This is a genomic window from Crenalkalicoccus roseus (assembly GCF_004761865.1).
GTDB lineage: Bacteria > Pseudomonadota > Alphaproteobacteria > Acetobacterales > Acetobacteraceae > Crenalkalicoccus > Crenalkalicoccus roseus.
The window spans coordinates 70,630-88,661 of record NZ_SJDM01000003.1 but is presented as its reverse complement, the minus strand read 5'-3'; the positions used below and the strand labels follow the sequence as shown (position 1 = coordinate 88,661).

Genomic DNA, 18,032 nt, shown 5'->3' with positions numbered 1-18,032 from the left:
CCCTTCCCCTCGCCTGCCGCGGCGGTCCCGCGCCGCCCGCCTTATACGCCGAGCCCCGACATGCCGCCCCCGCCGCCCGACCTGGTTGCCGCGCATGCGGATTGGAGCAGCGATCCGCGCAAGCGGTGGGCCACCCTCGCCCGCCGCCAGGGCGGCACATGGCGGGCGGAGGCGCCCTGCCAAGTGCGGGACCCGGCGGCGCTGGCGGCGACGCTCCTCGGCGAGGGTGTGCCGGCAGCGCTCGGCCTCGACCTCCCGCTCGGCCTGCCGCGCGCCTGGGCGGCGGGGCGGCCGGAGCCCGACTTCCCCACCTTCCTGCGCGGCCTCGCCGGCCGTCCCGGCTTCTTCGCGGTGAATGCGGGGCTGGAGACGGTCTCGCCCGACCGCCCCTTCTACCCGGCGCGCGGCGCAAAGGGGATGACGCGGGCGGCACATGCGGCCGCGCTCGGCCTCGCCGGCCCCGACGCCCTGTCGCGCTGGTGCGACCGCGCGACGGCGGAACGCCCGGCCGGGGCGCCGCCATTCTGGACGCTCGGCGCCAACCAGTCCGGCAAGGCGGCGATCACGGCCTGGCGGGACTGGCTGGCGCCCGCCCTCGCCGCCGGGGCGCCGCTCGCGCTGTGGCCCTTCGAGGGCCGGCTGCGCGCGCTGCTCGCCCCGGGGCGGCTGGTGCTGGCCGAGGTGTATCCGGCCGAGGCGCTGCGTCATTGCGGCCTTCGCCTTTCCGGCAGCAAGCGGGCGCAGGCGGCGCGGCGGGCGCTCGCCCCGGCGCTGGCCGGCGCCATGGCGGCGCGGCGCGTCGAGCCCACGCCCGCCCTGGCCGAGGCCATCGCCGCCGGCTTCGGGCGCGACGCGGCGGCCGAGGACCGGTTCGACTCCGTCATCGGCCTGCTCGGCCTGATCGGCGTGCTGGACGGGGCCCGGCCGGATTTCGTGCCGGAGGACCCCTGGATCCGGCGCTGGGAGGGCTGGGTGCTCGGCCAGACCGCCCTGCCGCGCCCCGCGCCGCTCAGGCCATGAAGTCGATCGTCGCGTTCATCGCCTCGGACGCCGGGACGCGCAGCCGGCCGTCCTTCTCCTCCACGCCGGCGACGCCGTTGGCGCGCAGCACCTCGGCGGTGCGGGCGAGGTCGCGCACACGCAGCCCCACCAGCACCATGTGGTCGCCCCGCTCGGCGGGGTCGGGCGCGGCGGCGCCAAGCTCCTCCCGCACCGCGGCGTGCGGCGCGAACTCCACCACCGCGTCCCCGGCCTTCAGGATGCGCCGCCCGCCCGGCCCCTCGGCCAGGTGGCCGGGACCGAAGATGCGGGTGAACAGCGCCGCCTGCCGCGCCGGGTCGCGCACCGAGAGCAGCACGCGGGCGATGCCGGTGGCGCCGTTCGGGTGGTCCTGCCACTCCGCGCGCCAGACATTCTCGGGCGTCAAATGCTCGCACCAGTACATGCGGCCGTCGAAGGCGGCGGCGGGGTCGAGGCGCACGACGTTGAAGCGGGCATCGGCGCGGGTGCCGTCCGGGAACTCCACCGGGCGGAAGAAATTGACCACGCCCTGCACCGGCACGCCGCGCGCCTGCTGCGCCTGCTGCAGCGCCTCCGCCCCCCTGGCCAGGAACACCAGCCCGTTCAGCCCCACCGGATAGCCCGCGAGGTCGGGGCGCAGCGCCCCGCCGGGGACGTCGGTGCCGAGCAGCTCCAGATAGTCGCGCCCGAAGATCGCCAGATGGTTGGCCGAGCCCAGGCTGTGCCGGCCGAGCGGCGTCAGGGTGAAGCCGAGGGCACGGTAGCGCCGCGCCCCCTCCTCCATCCGGTCGCGCACATCCACGACGACGTGGTCTATCAGCGGTCCCATGCGGTGTCCTTCCCCGAGGCGAAGCACCTCAGCCCGCCCGCTCATACCCGCTTATATAGGCCCGCCGCCTCCGCCGCCTGGGCCGCGAGCGCCACCAGCAGGGACAGGGTCGGCGTCGGCACCCCGGCCTCGCGGGCGAGGCGGAGCGGCGCCATGAACAGCGCCTCCACCTCCATCGGCCGTCCCGCCTCCAGGTCCTGCAGGATGGAGGGCTTGTGCGGCAGGTCGGCGGAGAGCGCGATCCGCTCCTCGGCCGAGCCGGGCACGGGCCGGCCGAGCGCGGCGGCGACCGCCATCCCCTCCTCGACCACGCGCACCGCCGCCGCGCGGATCGCAGGATCGGCGAAGGTGTCGCGCATGTGCCGCCGGGTCAGCAGGCAGACCGGGCCGTTGGAGAGGTTGTTCAGCAGCTTTGCCCAGACATCGGTGCGGATGTCGGCCGAGACCGAGCAGGGCAGCCCCCCCGCCTTGAAGGCCGCGGCCAGCGCCACGGCGCGGGGGGAGCGGGCGCCGTCCGGCTCGCCCAGGATCAGCTTGCTGGTGCGGCTGGTCACCTCGACCACGCCGGGTTCCGCGACCGAGCAGGCGGAGTAGATGACCCCGCCGATGGCGCGCTCCACGCCGACGGCGCGGCGCACCACGTCGCCCGGATCCGCCTCCGGCACGCGGTCGCCCTCGCGCGGGCCGCCATGCCAGTCGAAGTACCACCAGGGAATGCCGTTGGTGACGAAGGCGACCGGCGTGTCGGCCCCCAGCAGCGGCGCGATGCGGGCGGCGACGGAGGGTAGCGCCGGCACCTTGGTCGTCACCACCACCGCGTCCTGAGGGCCGAGCTCGGCCGGGTCGTCGCTGGCGCGGGGACGGCACTCGATCACCCCGTCCGCGGCACGGACCGCGAGGCCGCGGGCGCGGATCGCCTCGAGCTGCGCGCCGCGGGCGACCACGGAAACCTCCGCGCCCCCCTTCGCCAGCCGCGCCGCCAGATGCCCGCCGATGGCGCCGGGGCCGTAGACGCAGATCCTCACGCGACATGCTCCTTCAGCTGCGCGAGCATGGCGGCGCCGGCCTCGGCCAGCCGCGCCACCAGGCGCTCGCCGTGTTCCGCGCTGCCGGGGCGGCTGTCGGCGCAGGCGACGCCGCCGGGCGCGACCTCCTCCACCTCCATCGGCACGGCGAAGGGCACGCCGGCGATGCGCAGCGTGCCGAAATCGGCGACGGGCAGGCCGAGGATGGGCGGCACCGCCTCCCGCGCCCGCGCCCGCTCCGGGCGGCAGAGGTCGGGGCGGAGGTGCAGCGCCACCGACCAGACCGGGTCGCCGCCATGTCCGAGGCTGTCGGGGCTGCCGCCGAGCTCGCCGTGCAGCGCGCCCGCGGCGCGCCAGAGATGCAACGCCGGGATGCGGAGGTCGTGGCGCCGGCGCAGCGCGCGGCAGGCGGCGTCCACCGGCGCGATCGAGCCGGCATGGCCGTTGACGATCAGGATGCGCCGCGTGCCGGTGCGGATCAGGTTGCCGCACACCTCCTCCACTACGGCCTGCAGCAGTGCGGGCGTCAGCACCACGCCGCCAGGGACGAAGGAGAAGAAGTCCTCGCCGCCAAAGGGGATGGGCGGGAGGAGCAGCGCATCCGTCCCGTGCGCCGCGGCGGCGCTGGCAATGCGCCCGGCGACCGCCTCGGCCAGCAGGAAGTCGCCCATCGGCGCCTGCGGCCCGTGCGTCTCCAGGCTGCCCATGGGCAGCAGCACGCAGGCGCCGGCGGCGAGGCGCTCCGCCACCTCGGGTGCGGTGAGTTCGGCGATGCGGCGCGTCACCGCAGCATGTCCAGCGCGATGCGGGAGAGCGCCTGCACGCCGAGGCCGATGCAGCGCTCGTCCGGCTGGTAGGCCGCGTTGTGCAGCCGGTCCTCCCGCCCCGGCGCGCCGGAGCCGACGCGGAGCTGGAAGCTCGGCACCCGCTCCGCGAAGGCGGAGAAGTCCTCGGCGCCCATGGAGGGCTCACCCTCCTCCATCACCTCCCCGAATTGCTCGCGCACGGCCGCGATGGCGGGCTCCAGCACGCGGTCGTCATTGACCAGCGGCGGGACCTTGCGCTGGTAGGCGAGCTCCGCCGCCACGCGCATCCCGGCGCAGATCCCCTCCACCAGGCGGCGGATCGCGGCCTCGGCCTTGTCGCGCGCCTCGGCGTGCAGGGTGCGGACCGTGCCCTTCAGATGCACGCGCTCGGGGATGATGTTGTAGGTGGTGCCGCCCTGGAGCATGCCGATGGTGACGACGGCCGGGTGGATCGCCTTCATCTCGCGGCTGACCACCGTCTGCACCTGCGCGACGAGGTGCGCCGCCGCGACGATGGGATCGACCGAGGCGTAGGGGTGGGCGGCGTGGCCGGAGCGCCCGCGCAGCACCAGGTCGAAGCGGTCCGAGGCGGCGAGCGAGGCGCCGCGGACGTAGCCGAAGCGGCCGGCCGGCATGTCCGGGTGGTTGTGGAAGCCGAGCGCGTAGTCCACCCCCTCCGCCGCGCCGTCGGCGATCATCGCCGCGGCGCCCTCCAGCACCTCCTCGGCCGGCTGGAACACCAGCACCACGCGCCCGGCGAGCTGCGGCGCCATCTCCTTCAGCACCGCGGCGGCGCCGAGCAGCGTCACGGTGTGGATGTCATGCCCGCAGGCGTGCATCTTCCCGGGCACGGTGCTGGCGAAGGGCAGCCCGGTCTCCTCCTGGATCGGCAGCGCGTCCATGTCGGCGCGGATGGCGAGCGTCGGGCCCGGCCTGCCGCCCTCGATCACGCCGAGCACACCGGTGCGCCCCACGCCGGTGCGGTGCGGAATGCCGAGGCGGGCGAGTTCGGCGGCGACGATGCCGGCGGTGCGGGTCTCCTCGAAGGCGAGCTCGGGATGGGCGTGGATGTCGCGGCGCAGCGCGATCAACCGCGGCTCGAGCGCGGCGGCAGCGTCGCGGATGCGCGTTCTGGGGTCATTGGCAAGCGGCATGGGCATCCTGCGGCAGGCGGCGAGGGCGTGCAGGATCGCCGCTGCCTTAGGGCGTGGCAAGCGGCGCGGCAGCGGCCCCCCTGCCATGGCCGGCTTACGGATTACTTACGGAAAGCATGAAAACACCAGGACGGGGGTTACAAGTCCTTCATGAGTTCTTAAGTCCAGGGTTGCGCGAGTAGTGCACTCTTCTTGGACCCAGCTAGAATGCCTCGCGGTGAAGTGGCCGGGGATTGCACGCCGGCCGCTTTCGTTTGCCCGGCGCTTCAAGGGCGGCGGCAACCGGATCGGGCGGCGTTTCCGCGCCCGCAGCCGGAGGAGCAGGGAGGCAAGGAGAGGTCTCAGAATGAAGTTGAATGCCAAGGACATCGCCTCGGGCGTGTTCCTCGTCGCCGTGGCCGCGGCCGGGCTGTGGCTGAACCAGGAGCATGCCCTCGGCACCGCCCGCCGCATGGGGCCGGGCTACATGCCCATGCTGGTGTTCTGGGTGCTGATGGCGCTGGGCGGGATCGTCCTGCTGATCGGCCTCTTCAACGGGCCGGATCCGCTCGAGAAGTGGACCCCCCTGGATGCGAAGAGCCTTGCCGCGGCGGTCGCCGTCGGCCTCGCCGCGTACCTGGTCGCCCCCTGGCTCGGCCCCCTGTTCGCGCAGAACTACGCCGATGTCGGCCTCGGCATGCTGGCGGGCTTCCTCGTCCTCTGCTGGGCCGCGGGCTGGCGGATGCTCGGCTATGTCTGCGCTGCCCTCTGCGTCTTCTCCCTGCTCCTGGAGAAGGGCGGGCTGATGCTGGCAATCATCGGCACCGTCGTCGTGTCGGCGATCGCCGATCCGGATCACCGGGCGCGGCCGCTCGGCATCGTCGGGGTCACGGTGTTCCTGCTCGGCCTCTGCTGGTGGATCTTCATCCGCCAGCTCGACATCCGCGTGCCTGTCTGGCCGTGGTCCCTCTGACGCCGCGCCCTAGGGACCGATCCCCATGGAAACCCTGATCGCCAACCTGGCGCACGGCTTCAGCGTCGCGCTCTCCTTCGAGAACCTGCTCTTCGCCCTGATCGGCTGCCTGATCGGCACGGCGATCGGCGTGCTGCCGGGCATCGGGCCGGTCGCCACCATCTCGCTGCTGCTGCCGATCACCTTCGGGCAGCCGCCGGTGACCGCCATCATCATGCTGGCCGGCATCTACTACGGGGCGCAGTATGGCGGCTCCACCACCGCAATCCTGCTGAACCTGCCGGGCGAGGTCTCCGCCGTCGTCACCACGCTCGAGGGCTACAAGATGGCCCGCAACGGGCGGGCGGGGGCGGCGCTCGCCATCGCCGCTATCGGCTCCTTCTTCGCGGGCTCGGTGGCGACCGTGCTGGTGGCCGCCTCCGGGCCGCTGCTCACCTCGGTGGCGCTCTCCTTCGGGCCGGCGGATTACTTTTCGCTCATGCTGCTTGGCCTGATCATCTCCGCCGTACTGGCCCAGGGCTCGGTCCTGAAGTCCATCGGCATGGTGGTGCTCGGCGTCGCCCTCGGCCTGGTCGGCACCGACGTGCAGACCGGGCAGCAGCGCTTCACCTTCGGCATTCCGGAACTGTCCGACGGCATCGGCTTCGTCGCCGTGGCCATGGGCATGTTCGGCATCGCCGAGATCATCCTGAACCTGGAGAAGCCGGAGGCGCGCAGCGTCCTCAGCACCAAGGTCGGCTCGCTCTGGCTGACCAGGCAGGAATGGGTCCGCGCCACCCCCTCGGTGCTGCGTGGCACGGTGGTCGGCTCGGTGCTCGGCATCCTGCCGGGCGGCGGCGCAGCGCTTGCCTCCTTCGGCTCCTACATGATGGAGCGGCGCCTGTCGAAGAACCGGCACCTCTTCGGCCAGGGCGCGATCGAAGGCGTGGCGGGACCGGAGAGCGCCAACAACGCCGCCTCCCAGACCTCCTTCATCCCGCTGCTGACCCTCGGCATTCCCTCCAACGCGGTGATGGCGCTGATGGTGGGCGCGCTGATCATCCAGGGCATCCAGCCCGGCCCGCGCATGGTGGAGGCGCAGCCCGACCTGTTCTGGGGGCTGATCGCCTCCATGTGGATCGGCAACCTGATGCTGCTGATCATCAACCTGCCGATGATCGGCATGTGGGTGAAGCTGCTGCAGGTGCCCTACAAGTATCTCTTCCCCTCGATCCTGATCTTCTGCGCGATCGGCTCCTACTCCATCAACAACAACGTCTTCGACGTGTACATGACGGTGCTGTTCGCGGTGTTCGGCTACATGTGCGCCAAGCTGAGGATGGAGCCCGCGCCGCTGCTGATCGGCTTCGTCCTCGGCCCGATGATGGAGGAGCATCTGCGCCGGGCCATGCTGCTCTCCCGCGGCGACCCGATGGTGTTCGTGGAGCGCCCGATCAGCGCCACCCTGCTCGCCATCGGCGCCGTCGCGCTGCTGGCCATGGCGCTGCCCAACCTGCGCAAGGGCAAGGAGGCGGCGCTGGCCGGCTGAGCCGCACCGCCTGGACAAGAAGCGAAGGCGCGATCCGCCAAAGTGGATCAGCCCTGGCGTCCGCGGAAGGCCGCTCCGGCAAGCCGGGGCGGCCTTTCCCGTGCCCGTGGGCGCGGGCCCGTCCTGATGGGATGGGCACGACCTTCCATGTCCCGGGATGGGCGTTACATCACCCGCCACCGAATGCCGGAGGAGCCGAGACATGTTCATCGCCATGAACCGCTTCCGTGTCGCCCCCGACGCCGCGCCGGAGTTCGAGCGGATCTGGACCACGCGCCAATCGCAGCTTCGAATGGTGCCAGGCTTCGTGGAGTTCCGCCTGCTGCGCGGCCCGGCGCGGGAGGATCACGTGCTCTACGCCTCACACAGCCTCTGGCGCAGCCGGGCGGATTTCGAGGCCTGGACCCGCTCGGAGGCGTTCCGCACCGCGCACCGCGACGCCGGCCAAGCCAAGCCGCTCTATCTCGGTCCCCCGGAGTTCGAGGGCTTCGAGACCATCCAGGAGATCAGGGCCTGAGATCCCCCGGACGGTCCCATCCCTAACCCCCAACCGAGAGTTGGCCAGGCGATCCGCGACAGGGGGCGCGGCAGGCCCCTCACCGCACGCGCGAGCCTGGGACGGGCGGCGAGCCGCGGCCGCATCGGGCCGGTGACACGCCAGCTCGTGCTTGCTGGCGATGGCGGGGGGGGTCGGCCTCCAGCACGCGCAGCCTGCTCCGGCGCCCTACCAACGCCCTGCGGCGTTCCGCAGGCGGGATTGCAGGACCACCGCCCGCGCCTCGGCCGCATGCTGGCGATCCTCCGAGCGGAGCGCCCTCTCCCGCCGGTGCGCTCAGAACCCGGCGGTCACGGGAAGGCCGAGTTCGCGCGCCTTGATCTGCAGCGCCAGCACCTTCGAGAAGATGCGGCACTGCGCCAAGCCGCCGCCATGGAACCACAGACCGGGCTGCCCGGTCGGACGCCACATGCCGTGCAGCTCGCCCTCCTCGTCGAAGCCCCACACCTTGCCGACCCGTTCCGCCACCGCCTCCCCGAGGATGCGCCGCGCCGCCGCGAGCTGGCCTTCGTAGCCGGTCGCCAGCACGATGAGGTCGGCCGGCCTGACGCTGCCATCCTTCATGATGGCGCCCTCGGGCCCGAAGCGCTCGATATCGGCATACTGGATGAGGCCGACACGTCCCTCGACGATGAGCTGCGAACATCCGGCGTCGAAATAGTATCCCCCGCCGCGGTTCTGGTACATGATCTGCCAGCCCGTGCCGTCCGGCCCCGAAGTCAGGCGGAAGCCGCGCCGGCGCAGACCTTCCAGCAGGTCCCGATCCGCCTGCTCATTCCTCGCCGTCATGAGCTGATGCGCGCGGCGGTAGACCGGGAAGGGGAAGGAGGTGGCGAGCAGGTCCTTGTCCTCGAAGGGGATCTCCTCGTCGTAGAGGGCGTAGGGCGCCTGCGCCTCCTTGAGGCTCACCACCAGCGTCGGGCTGCGCTGGATCAGCGTCACCTCCGCCGCGCCGGAAACGGCGAGGTCCTGCGCCACGTCGTGCCCCGAGGTGCCGGTGCCGAGCACCAGCGCCCGCCGGCCCTTCCAGTCGAGGCCGCTGCCGTAATCGCCGGAATGGCGCACCGTGCCGCGAAACTCCCTGAGGCCCGGCAGCTCCGGCATGATCGGGATGGAGCTGACGCCGTTGGCCATGACGATGTGGCGCGGGCGCATCCGGCGCTCGGTCCCATCAGCGCGGCGCAGCGTGACGTCCCAGCACCCCGCCGCCTCGTCCCAGCGCCCATCCGTCAGCTCCGTGCCGGTCCAGACGTTCAGCTCCATCGCCTCGGCGTAGATCTCGAACCAGTTGGCCAGCATGTCCTTCGGGATGAAGACCGGGAAGGATTTGGGGAAGGGCATGTAGGGCAGGTGGTTGACGCGCGTCTCGTTGTGCAGCGTCAGCGCATGATAGCGACGGCGCCAGGAATCGCCGATCCGCGCCTCGCGGTCCACGACCAGCGTGTCCACGCCGAGCAGCGTCAGCCGCGCCGCGGCCGTGAGCCCGGACTGCGCTGCCCCCACCACCAGCACCGCCGGGTCGCGGTCGGCGTAGGCCACGGCCTTCCTGCGGCGGTCGAGCCAGTTCTCGCCGCCGAAATTCCGCTTCCAGTCCACATCCTGCCAGCGCTTGCCGTTGGCCGGATCCTCATGGCCGCGGAGCTCGTCGAGCGCGGTCATCAGCGTCCATGCGCGCGGCGCGCCGCCCTCCTTCACCAGGCGCACCACGCCATTGCAGGGGCCGGTTTCCGTCTCGAAGGCGAAGATCGCCTCCACCGCCTCGGTGCCGGCACGGGTCACGAGGCGCGGCGGCGTGCGGTCCCTGGCCAACGCCACGCCACGCGCACGGGCGCGTGCCGCGGCCGGCGCCAGCCGGCCGGCGATCGCCGCGGCGCCGGAGGTGGTGCGCAGGTCCCAGCCGAAGGCGAGGATGTCGCGCCAGTGGCACTCCTCGGCGAAGAGGCCGGCGAGGGCCGGGGCGCTGCCCGAGGCCAGGGCTGCCCCGAAGGCGTCGAGCCATTCGCGTGCCGCCGCTTCCACCGGGCGTCCCGTCAGGATGCCGTCCATGGCGCGTTCCTCCGTCGCTTTCTGGGGCGGAGTTTGGGCGCCGGAACCGGGCGGGGCAAGCGCCGGCCATATCGACCGCCGACGGTCCTGGCGCCGCTTCCGCCTGGCCACACCCGCGACGACGGTTCCGGAGGGCATGTCCCTCCGCGCCGGTCGTTTGATGTGCGAGGATCCTGACCGGTTCAGGTGAGCCCCTGAGCCGGATCCGCTCTACGGCGCGATCCGCTTTGGCGGACCCCGCTTCCGCCCTTCATGGGGTGGCTGCTTCGCCGCTCCGGCGCCCCCGCCTCCGCGGGTCGGACGCTAGCGCTGCACGTTCCCGTCCGCGCCGGGCGTGCGCTGCGTGCCCGGCAGCCGCCCTAGGCGCTCGGGGCGGCCGACATCGGGCTGCAACCCGGCGGCACGATCCTCGTCGAGCTGGCGGGCCTGGGGAGCCGAAGGTGGGGCGCCGCGGGCAGGGGCCGTATCCGCCGCGCGCGCGGCCTCGGCGGCGTCGCGGAGCCGGTCGCGGGCGATCTCACGCTCCAGGGCCTGGCCGGCACGCTCCGCCGGGGTTTGCGCCATGGCGAGACCCGCCGTCATCAGACCGCCCAACGCCGCAGGAAGGATCCACCGCATCACCGCCTCCACCGCTTGCAGGTCATGACGCGCGGGGAACGCGGCGGTTGCGCCGGGGGCTCAGGCAGGAGGCGGAACGGCGCCCACCTGCTCCACGATCGGGCGATACCATTGCGGGCGGCGGTGCGCGGCGAAGTTGAACATCTTCTCCTTGCCCTGGCGGCAGGCGTCGAAGTCCACATCCGCCACGATCACCTCGTCCTCCAGCGTCCGCGCTCCGGCCACCACGATGCCGTTGGGGTCGACGATGACGCTGCCGCCAATGAGGCCGGCACCGTCCTCCACCCCGGCCTTGGCCACCGACACCGCCCAGGTGGCGTTCATGTACGCGTTGGCCTGCACCGCCAAGGTGGAGTGGAAGGTGCGCAGCTCAGCGCTTTCCCCCTCGCCGCCATTCGGGTCGTAGGCGGCGGAATTGTAGCCCATCATCATCAGCTCCACCCCCTGCAGGCCGTAGCAGCGCCACGCCTCCGGCCAGCGGCGGTCGTTGCAGACCAGCATGCCGAGAACCGGCGATCCCCATGCCGCGGGGCCGCGGAAGGCCGGGAAGCCAAGATCGCCATACTCGAAGTAGCGCTTCTCGAGCTGCTGGTAGCGCTGACCGGCGCGGATCTCCCGGCTGCCGGGCAGGTGGATCTTGCGGTACTTGCCGAGAATGCGTCCATCCGGCCCCACGGTGATGGCGGTGTTGAAGCGCCGCCCCTCCTCCGTCAGCTCCGCATAGCCGAGATAGAAGCCGACGCCGAGCGCCTGCGCCCGGTCGAACAGCGGCTGGACATCGGGGTTCGGCATGGCTCGCTCGAAATGGGCGAGGAGCTCCGCCTCCTCCATCGGCCAGCGCGGAAAGAAGGTGGTGAGCGCCAGTTCGGGAAAGACGACAAGCCGCGCCCCCTGCCCCGCGGCCTCCTCGAGCAGCGCGATCAGGCGCGAGAGGGTTCGGGCACGGCTGTCGGCGCGCTGGATGGGACCCGTCTGGGCCCCGGCGACGCGGAGGATGCGGGGCATCGGCTTCATCTCCGGCAAGGGCGATCCGCCGCTTCCTTGCACCCGTCGCGTCGCTCCGCCAAGGCGGCGCGCCGGGCAAGGCGTCAGCGCGCCCGCTTTCCTTCCGCCCCGGCGCGCGCGCACCAGTCGCGCCAGGCGAAGCGCAACGCCGCCGCAAGGTTCCGGCCGAAGCGCGGGGCATCGCACAGCGGCGAGGCACGCACCCGCTCCCGCAGCCCAGCACGCAGGGCCGCGAGGCCGCCGAGGTCGCGCGCCCGCGACAGGGCCAGGGCGACATACGCGTCCACGGTCTCCACCACCCAGTCCGCAAGGCCGACATTGCTCAGATGGCTCAGGGCATGGCGGGCGGCGAAGCTGTCGCCGGCGAGACTTACGGTAGGCACGCCCATCCACAGCGCCTCGCACACCGTCAGCCCCCCCGTGTAGGGGAAGGGATCGAGGGCGATATCCACCTCGCCATAGGAGGCGAGGAAGGCGTGATGCGGCAGCCCCTCCCCGAGCGTGACGCGCCCCTCGGGCAGCCCCGCCCCGATGAGCCGGCGCAGCAGCAGGCGCCGGGTTTCCGCGTCGCTCAGTGCGGAGGTGCGGAGCACCAGGCGGGACTCCGGCAGCGCGACCAGGATGCGCGCCCAGGCGGCCATCACCGCCGGCGTGATCTTGGCGAGGTTGTTGAAGCAGCCGAAGGTCACCCGCCCCGTGGCGAGCGCCGGCAGCGGCGCCACCGGCGGCGCGTAGGCCGGCGGCGCGTAGCAGACATAGCCGTCGGGGAGGCGCAGCAGCCGTTCGGAGTAGAAGCGCTCGAACCCCTCCGGCGTCTCCCAGCGGTCGGTCAGCATCCAGTCCACGCAGTCGAGCCCGGTGCTGGAGGCCTGCGAACCGACCCACTTGATCTGCACCGGCGCCGGCCGGCGATGCAGCACAAAGGGTCGCCCGCCCTCCCCGTAGCCGCCGAGGTCGAGCAGCACGTCCACCCCGTCTGCTGCGATCAGCCGCGCGATGGCGGCATCGTCCGCCGCCCCCACTTCCCGCCACATCGCGGCGCGGGCGCGGAAGCGGGCGGTGATGGCATCCTCGCGCGGGCGCAGCGAATAGGCGGCGATGCGGAAGCCGTCCTCCGGCAGCGCCTCGATGCCGGACACCGTCAGCCAGCCGACCGGATGGCGGCAGAGGTTGCCCGTCAGCAGGCCGACGAGCAGCGGGCGGTCAGGATCAGCCGGCCGCGCATCATGTAGCGGCGCGGGAGCTGGCCCCAGGCTCGCGGCGATGCGTCTCCCGATGCCGAGCAGCGCCTGCGCATGGCCCTCCGGATGGTAGGCGAGCACGGAGAGGCGGTTCACCAGCGCCTCGCGGCTTCCGCGCGAGGCCTCTATGGCGCGGTCCGCCGCTTCCAGCGCCGCCGCCTGCTCGCCGCGCAGGTTGAGCAGCAGGGCGCGGTTCATCAGCAGCGCCGGCTCCGGCCCGAAATCGGCGATGGCGGCGTCGAGCATCGCCAGCGCCTCGGCCAGGCGGTGCGCCTTCCACAGCACCGTCGCCAGCCGGTTGCGCAGGCCGACATCGTTGGGTCTGGCGGCGACGGCAAGGCGCAACGCCGCTTCCGCCTCCTCGGTGCGGCCTGCGGCGGCGAGCGCCTTGCCGAGTTCGCCCTGCACCTCGGCCGCCTCGGGCGCCAGCGCCGCCGCGGCCTGCAGCTCGGCCAGGGCGGCGGCGAGGTTGCCGCTCAGCGCATGCACCGTCGCGGCGGCGACGGGCCAGCCGGCGGCGAAGGGATCGGCAGCGGCGTGCGCGGCCACCCGATCGAGTGCCATCTCGGCCGAGTGCAGCCGCAGCAGCGCCCGGGCAAAGGTCTGCGCCGCGCCGACATGCTCCGGCCGCTGCGCCAGCACCGCCTCCGCCTCCTCCAGCGCGGTGGCGGCGTCGCCGCGGGCGAGGGCGATGCGGGCCGCCCAGGCGCCGAGCTCCGGCTCGGCCGGATCGAGGGCGCGGGCATGGGCGATCAGCGCTGCCGCTTCCAGAAGCCGCCCGGCCGTCTCCTCCGTCGCGGCCAGCGCGGCGAGGGAGGGGACGTGATCGCGGTGGCGCTCCAGGGCGGCACGGAAGCAGGCCACGGCCCGTTCGTTCTCGCCGCGCAGGCCGGCGATCTGGCCGAGGCGGAACAGCGGCTCGGCGAGGTCGGGCAGTGCCTCCGCCGCGCGTTCGAGCGGCGGCACCGCCTCGGCCAGGCGGCCGAGCTGCGACAGGGCGAGGCCGAGGTTCAGCCAGGCATAGCCGCCGCCGTCGCCGCGCGCCGCCGCCTCCTCCAGCAGCGGCACCGCCGCGGCCGGCCGCCCCTCGGCAAGGGCCAGGATGGCGGCGCGGAAGGGACCCTCCGGCGCGGCCATGTCAGCACCCCGCGATACGGGCGGCGACGAGCAGCCCCGGCACGGGCTGGCCGCGATCGAGACGGAGGTCCTCCTCCCGCGTCTCGGCCGCCTCGAGTCCCGCCGCGGCGAGATGCGCCCGCACTAGGTCGGGGGCGTGATGGTAGCGCCCCTGCGCACCGAGGCGCACGCCGCTGCCCGGCTCGCCGCGCTCGACGCTGAACAGCAGCAGCCCGCCGGGAGCGAGGCAGGCGCGGCAGAGGGTGAGCACCTCCGTCAGCTCCCCGAGGTAGCAGAACACGTCCCCGGCCGTGATCAGCGCATAGGCGCCCTGGTCCTCCCGCAGCGCGGCGGAGAGCTCGGCCCGGCGCAGAGCGGTGTAGATCCCCTTCGCCGCCGCCTCCTCCAGCATGCGGCGCGAGAGGTCCACGCCCACCAGCGTGTCGCCCAGAAGGTCGTGCAGGGCGACGCCGACCAGGCCGGTGCCGCAGCCGAGATCCAGCACCGGGCCGAGCCGCCGCCGCCCCGCCGCGACCTCGGGCAGCAGCCGCTCGACAGCGCGGCGGATCAGGCCGGGGACGCGGTAGCCAAGCGCGATCAGCGAGGTCTCGAAGCGGGGTGCGTAGCCGTCGAAGAGGGACTGTATGTAGCCCTCGGTGGCGCGCGCCGTCGTCTCGCCGGCCATGGTGGCGGCGAGATGCGCGAGATAGGGATCGTGCGGGGCGAGGCGCGCGGCCATGCGGAAATACGGCCCGGCCTCCTCGCGCCGCCCCGCCGCCTCCAGCGCGTGGGCGAGCGCGCTGTAGAGCGCGGCGTCGGGCCCGAGGCGCTGCAGCCCCTCCTCGGCGAGCGCGATCGCGCGCTCCGGATCGCCGGCGGCGAGCGCCGTTCTCGACCGCGCCTCGGCGAGGCCGGGCAGGTTCGGCGCGATGGTGGCGCAGTGGTCAAGCAGTTCCGCCGCCGCCTCGTGGCGCCCGGCCTGCCGCAGCGCGGCGGCCAGGCGAAGCTGGATGCGCGGGTTGTCCGGCATGGCCTTGAAGGCGAGGCCAAGGAAGTAGATCGCCTCCTCGGTGCGCTGGTCGTCGAGCAGCATGGCGCCGAGCAGCGCCTTGGCCAGCGGGTCGCCTGGCGCGGCCATCACCGCTCCCGCGGCGGCGTCTATCGCGTCGAGGCGCCGGCCGCATGCGGCATGGGCCCTGGCCCGCAACTGCAAAAGGGCGGCGGAGCCGGGATTGGCGGTGAGCGCCTCGGCGGCCGCCTCGTCGGCCTCCTGGAAGGCGGCGAGGTCGAGCAGCGCCTCGGCGCGCAGCGCCGCCGCGGCACCGGCCTGGCCGGGCAGGCGCCGCAACCGGTCGAGCAGGGGCAGCGCCTCGGCGGGCCGCCTCTCCCGCAGCGCCAGCCTTGCGCGCCCGGCGAGGCGCTCGGCCAGCGCCGCATCCTGCGGCGGTGCGGAAGTGACGGCGTTCATCGGGTGGCTCCCTTCGGGTCAGCGCCAGAGGCCGGCGGCGAAGCTTTCGTTGATCTCGGCGACGAAGCCGAGGTCGGGCTCCTTGGCGTCGCATTCGCGCACCACGGCGCGGGCGACGCTGGCGATCTGCGCGCGCAGCGGGGCAGGCAGCGCATTGGTCGGGTCCACGACCAGGTCGTGCACGGCGTCCCAGAGGCGGCGGTTGTCGGCGATGGCACGGGCGCGGTCGAGCGGGCCGCCGCCCTCCGCGGCGCGGATGGCGCGGGTGGCGCGGGCGAACACCTCGGCCTCCATCTGCTTCGGCGTCAGCCGGCGGCGATAGGCGGCGGCACCCTGCGCGGCTTGCAATTCGGGCATCATGGGGAGTGGACCTCGCGGAAGGGATCTGGCCGGCCACGCGGAACGCGCGGCGGGACGGGATCATGCGGGGTGGGCCGGCTTCCTGCCGGCCTGTGCCCTGCCTCAGCGGAACAGGCTGAGCAGCGCCTGCGGCGCCTGGTTGGCGATGCTGAGGGACTGCGTACCGAGCTGCTGGCGGATCTGCAGGGCCTGCAGCCTGGCCGATTCCTTCGCCAGGTCGGCGTCCACCAGCGCGCCGAGACCGGCTTCCTGCGCGTCCATCTTGGACTTGTTGAACTCGATCTGGTTGTCGATGTAGCGGGCGTAGTTGCCGAAATTGTTGAGCTGGGTCAGCGTGCGCGTGATGGCGGTGGAGAGCGCGCCGCTCGTGGTCATGGCGGCCCGGGCGTCACCGGCGGTGACGTTGCTGGTGCCGAACACGCCCGTGGCGTTCGCGACTTGGTCGTACACGCTGGAAAGCGCGTTGTATGCGTTGAAGGAGTAAATGTCGCCGGCGCCATTGCGCACCACCTTCTGCGCCGCGGTGCCGGCGAGGATGGTCTTGCCGTTGTAGCTGGCGTCGTCGAGGAAGCCCTTGATGTTGTTGGTGATCTCCCGGGCCTGCGCCTGGTACTGGGTGCGCTGGTCGTCGCTGATAGTGCCGTCGGCGAGCTTGACGGTGATCTCCCGCAGCTTGGTCAGGCTGCTGGAGACGTTCTCCAGCGCCTTCTGGGTGACGTTGAGCAGACCCTTGGTGCCGCCGAGCTGCTCGTTGGCGGAGCGGGTGGCGGCGATCTCGCTGCGCACGCGCTCGGCCACCGCGAAGGCGGCACCGTCGTCGCGCGCATCGGCGACGCGGAAGCCGGTGGAGATGCGCTTCTGCGTCGCCGCCAGTTCCTCGTTGGTGCGGTTCAGTGACTGCAGCGCCACCATGGCGCCGATGTTGGTGTTGACCGAGTTGAGCGACATCCGGATTTTCCCCTCTGCGCGGGGCCCGGCTCGTCCGGACCCACGCCACCACTCTTCCGGGGAAGGGTGAAGCCGCGGTTAAGGCGGCAGGGGAATCTCACACCGGCCGCTCAGTACCCGCCGAGCAGCAGCGCCAGCTCCGCCAGGCCCCAGGAGGCGAGGAGCGTCGCCATTCCGGCGAGGCTCGCCTCCCGCACCGCTTCCACCCACCCGCGACGCGGCCGGGCGGGGACGGCCTGTCGCGGCACGGGCGGGATGGCAAGGGAGGGGTCGCAGGTGCGGGCGCGGCTCATGCGACGATTTTGAACAAAACAAGAACATGCTGGCAAGCGCTCCGCGTGGCCCGGACCTGCCGGCAGGATCAGCCGCCCGAGGCTCCTGCTTCCCCCGGCAGGGCGAAGCCGCTCAGTGCCTGATAGGCGCGGATGACGAAGGCGTCGTCCTTCGCGCCATGCCCCAGCGCCCGTGCCGACACGAAGAGTTGATGAGCCTGCGCCGCCAGCAGCGCCGGGAAGGAGAAGGACCGCGCCATCTCCTCCACCAGGCCGAGATCCTTGACGAAGATGTCCACCGCCGAGCGCGGCGCATCGTCGCCCGCCAGCACCCGCGGCATGCGGTTCTCGAACATCCAGGAATTGCCGGCCGCGCCGACCACCACCTCGTACAGCGTGCGCGGGTCGAGCCCGGCGCGGATGCCGAGCGCCATCGCCTCCGCCGCCGCGGCGATGTGCACCCCGGCGAGGAGCTGGTGCACCACCTTCATCGTGCTGCCGAGGCCGGGCTCGGCGCCGAGGTTCCACACCCGCCTCGCCACTGCCGCCAGCACCGGCGCCGCCTTGTCGAAGGCCTGTGCGCTGCCCGAGGCCATGACCGTCAGGGCGCCCTCGCGCGCGCCGACGGCGCCGCCCGAGACCGGGGCATCCAGGTAGAGCAGGCCGCGCGCCGCCGCCTGCTCCGCCAGCGCCCGCGCCGCCTCCGGCGCCATGGTGGCGGAGACGATCAGCGCCGCGCCGGGGGCGAGGCGGGGCGCGCAGCCCTCGGGGCCGAACAGCGCCGCCTCGGCCTGGGCGGCGTTGACCACCAGCACCAGCACCGCCTGCGTCCCCTCCGGCAGCGCGTCGGCGCGCGCGAGGGCGGTGCCGCCGGCGGCGGCGAACTCCGCGCGCGCGGCCTCGCGCGGGTCGCAGCCCGCCACCTCCAGCCCCTCGGCGCGCAGCAGGTTCAGGGCGGCGCCCATGCCCATATTGCCGAGGCCGATGACGGCGACGCGCATGCCGCTTCTCCCTTGTCCGGTGCGCCGAGGCTCCGGCCCCTCCCCGGCCGCGTCAAGCGCGCCCTGGGCGATGCCTTTCCGCGGGTC

At 73.2% G+C, this 18,032-nt stretch carries 17 protein-coding genes; 4 read left to right on the top strand and 13 right to left on the bottom strand.

Annotated elements, in window-relative coordinates; genetic code table 11:
• Positions 1-60: 60 nt before the first annotated feature.
• Positions 61-1,020 (top strand): DUF429 domain-containing protein, encoded by a 960-nt coding sequence (locus tag ET526_RS04285; protein ID WP_135466443.1) that lies wholly within the window; start codon positions 61-63, stop codon positions 1,018-1,020.
• Here the strand turns inward: ET526_RS04285 and ET526_RS04280 are convergent.
• The 4 genes from ET526_RS04280 to ET526_RS04265 are packed head-to-tail and all read right to left on the bottom strand — an operon-like array spanning position 1,010 to position 4,834.
• Positions 1,010-1,849 carry a VOC family protein gene (locus tag ET526_RS04280; protein WP_158295489.1) on the bottom strand — a complete coding sequence of 280 codons (840 nt, stop codon included), beginning with the start codon at positions 1,847-1,849 and terminating at the stop codon, positions 1,010-1,012. The genes ET526_RS04285 and ET526_RS04280 overlap by 11 nt on opposite strands.
• A 41-nt stretch (positions 1,850-1,890) precedes the next feature.
• Positions 1,891-2,874 (bottom strand): ketopantoate reductase family protein, encoded by a 984-nt coding sequence (locus ET526_RS04275; RefSeq protein WP_135466441.1) that lies wholly within the window; start codon positions 2,872-2,874, stop codon positions 1,891-1,893.
• On the bottom strand, positions 2,871-3,659 hold the full coding sequence (locus ET526_RS04270; RefSeq protein ID WP_158295488.1) for a creatininase family protein: 789 nt from the start codon (positions 3,657-3,659) through the stop codon (positions 2,871-2,873). Before ET526_RS04270 ends, ET526_RS04275 begins: the two co-directional genes overlap by 4 nt.
• A complete protein-coding gene (locus ET526_RS04265; protein ID WP_135466439.1) occupies positions 3,656-4,834 on the bottom strand; it encodes a M20 metallopeptidase family protein in 1,179 nt (392 codons plus the stop codon). Before ET526_RS04265 ends, ET526_RS04270 begins: the two co-directional genes overlap by 4 nt.
• A 346-nt stretch (positions 4,835-5,180) precedes the next feature.
• Between ET526_RS04265 and ET526_RS04260 the strand changes: the two genes are divergently transcribed.
• From ET526_RS04260 to ET526_RS04250, 3 genes are all read left to right on the top strand, one after another.
• Positions 5,181-5,786, top strand: a complete 606-nt coding sequence (locus ET526_RS04260; RefSeq protein WP_135466438.1) for a tripartite tricarboxylate transporter TctB family protein — start codon at positions 5,181-5,183, stop codon at positions 5,784-5,786.
• A 25-nt stretch (positions 5,787-5,811) separates the two neighbouring features.
• Positions 5,812-7,314 carry a tripartite tricarboxylate transporter permease gene (locus tag ET526_RS04255; RefSeq protein ID WP_135466437.1) on the top strand — a complete coding sequence of 501 codons (1,503 nt, stop codon included), beginning with the start codon at positions 5,812-5,814 and terminating at the stop codon, positions 7,312-7,314.
• A 202-nt stretch (positions 7,315-7,516) separates the two neighbouring features.
• Positions 7,517-7,831 carry an antibiotic biosynthesis monooxygenase family protein gene (locus ET526_RS04250; protein ID WP_135466436.1) on the top strand — a complete coding sequence of 105 codons (315 nt, stop codon included), beginning with the start codon at positions 7,517-7,519 and terminating at the stop codon, positions 7,829-7,831.
• Positions 7,832-8,146: 315 nt separating this feature from the next.
• Here the strand turns inward: ET526_RS04250 and ET526_RS04245 are convergent, their stop codons facing one another.
• From ET526_RS04245 to ltnD, 9 genes are all read right to left on the bottom strand, one after another.
• The gene (locus tag ET526_RS04245; RefSeq protein WP_135466435.1) at positions 8,147-9,916 is read right to left on the bottom strand and encodes a flavin-containing monooxygenase; all 1,770 of its coding nucleotides are present in this window, start codon (positions 9,914-9,916) and stop codon (positions 8,147-8,149) included.
• 303 nt (positions 9,917-10,219) lie between these two features.
• Entirely contained in the window at positions 10,220-10,534 is a 315-nt protein-coding gene (locus ET526_RS04240; protein ID WP_135466434.1) for a hypothetical protein, read from the bottom strand.
• A 60-nt stretch (positions 10,535-10,594) separates the two neighbouring features.
• Positions 10,595-11,539, bottom strand: coding sequence for an N-carbamoyl-D-amino-acid hydrolase (locus ET526_RS04235; RefSeq protein ID WP_135466433.1), 945 nt, complete (start codon positions 11,537-11,539; stop codon positions 10,595-10,597).
• 83 nt (positions 11,540-11,622) lie between these two features.
• Positions 11,623-13,917: an O-linked N-acetylglucosamine transferase, SPINDLY family protein gene (locus ET526_RS04230; protein WP_135466432.1), complete on the bottom strand. Its 2,295-nt coding sequence runs from the start codon at positions 13,915-13,917 to the stop codon at positions 11,623-11,625.
• A gap of 1 nt (position 13,918) precedes the next feature.
• Positions 13,919-15,364, bottom strand: coding sequence for a methyltransferase domain-containing protein (locus tag ET526_RS04225; RefSeq protein ID WP_135466431.1), 1,446 nt, complete (start codon positions 15,362-15,364; stop codon positions 13,919-13,921).
• Between the two features lie 18 nt (positions 15,365-15,382).
• Complete coding sequence (locus tag ET526_RS04220) at positions 15,383-15,724, bottom strand: flagellar biosynthesis regulator FlaF (RefSeq protein WP_135466430.1); 342 nt, start codon at positions 15,722-15,724, stop codon at positions 15,383-15,385.
• A gap of 102 nt (positions 15,725-15,826) precedes the next feature.
• Positions 15,827-16,672: a flagellin gene (locus ET526_RS04215; protein WP_135466429.1), complete on the bottom strand. Its 846-nt coding sequence runs from the start codon at positions 16,670-16,672 to the stop codon at positions 15,827-15,829.
• 110 nt (positions 16,673-16,782) lie between these two features.
• Positions 16,783-16,965, bottom strand: coding sequence for a hypothetical protein (locus ET526_RS04210; protein ID WP_135466428.1), 183 nt, complete (start codon positions 16,963-16,965; stop codon positions 16,783-16,785).
• 68 nt (positions 16,966-17,033) lie between these two features.
• Positions 17,034-17,945 (bottom strand): L-threonate dehydrogenase, encoded by a 912-nt coding sequence (gene ltnD, locus ET526_RS04205; protein WP_135466427.1) that lies wholly within the window; start codon positions 17,943-17,945, stop codon positions 17,034-17,036.
• Positions 17,946-18,032 lie beyond the last annotated feature (87 nt).

Excerpts from the sequence above, each read along its gene's own strand:
- ET526_RS04285 (WP_135466443.1), top strand. The coding sequence starts at position 61 with ATGCCGCCCCCGCCGCCCGACCTGGTTGCCGCGCATGCGGATTGGAGC.
- ET526_RS04280 (WP_158295489.1), bottom strand. The coding sequence starts at position 1,849 with ATGGGACCGCTGATAGACCACGTCGTCGTGGATGTGCGCGACCGGATG.
- ET526_RS04265 (WP_135466439.1), bottom strand. The coding sequence starts at position 4,834 with ATGCCGCTTGCCAATGACCCCAGAACGCGCATCCGCGACGCTGCCGCC.
- ET526_RS04260 (WP_135466438.1), top strand. The coding sequence starts at position 5,181 with ATGAAGTTGAATGCCAAGGACATCGCCTCGGGCGTGTTCCTCGTCGCC.
- ET526_RS04255 (WP_135466437.1), top strand. The coding sequence starts at position 5,812 with ATGGAAACCCTGATCGCCAACCTGGCGCACGGCTTCAGCGTCGCGCTC.
- ET526_RS04250 (WP_135466436.1), top strand. The coding sequence starts at position 7,517 with ATGTTCATCGCCATGAACCGCTTCCGTGTCGCCCCCGACGCCGCGCCG.
- ET526_RS04245 (WP_135466435.1), bottom strand. The coding sequence starts at position 9,916 with ATGGACGGCATCCTGACGGGACGCCCGGTGGAAGCGGCGGCACGCGAA.
- ET526_RS04240 (WP_135466434.1), bottom strand. The coding sequence starts at position 10,534 with ATGCGGTGGATCCTTCCTGCGGCGTTGGGCGGTCTGATGACGGCGGGT.
- ET526_RS04235 (WP_135466433.1), bottom strand. The coding sequence starts at position 11,539 with ATGCCCCGCATCCTCCGCGTCGCCGGGGCCCAGACGGGTCCCATCCAG.
- ET526_RS04230 (WP_135466432.1), bottom strand. The coding sequence starts at position 13,917 with ATGGCCGCGCCGGAGGGTCCCTTCCGCGCCGCCATCCTGGCCCTTGCC.
- ET526_RS04225 (WP_135466431.1), bottom strand. The coding sequence starts at position 15,364 with ATGAACGCCGTCACTTCCGCACCGCCGCAGGATGCGGCGCTGGCCGAG.
- ET526_RS04220 (WP_135466430.1), bottom strand. The coding sequence starts at position 15,724 with ATGATGCCCGAATTGCAAGCCGCGCAGGGTGCCGCCGCCTATCGCCGC.
- ET526_RS04215 (WP_135466429.1), bottom strand. The coding sequence starts at position 16,672 with ATGTCGCTCAACTCGGTCAACACCAACATCGGCGCCATGGTGGCGCTG.
- ET526_RS04210 (WP_135466428.1), bottom strand. The coding sequence starts at position 16,965 with ATGAGCCGCGCCCGCACCTGCGACCCCTCCCTTGCCATCCCGCCCGTG.
- ltnD (WP_135466427.1), bottom strand. The coding sequence starts at position 17,945 with ATGCGCGTCGCCGTCATCGGCCTCGGCAATATGGGCATGGGCGCCGCC.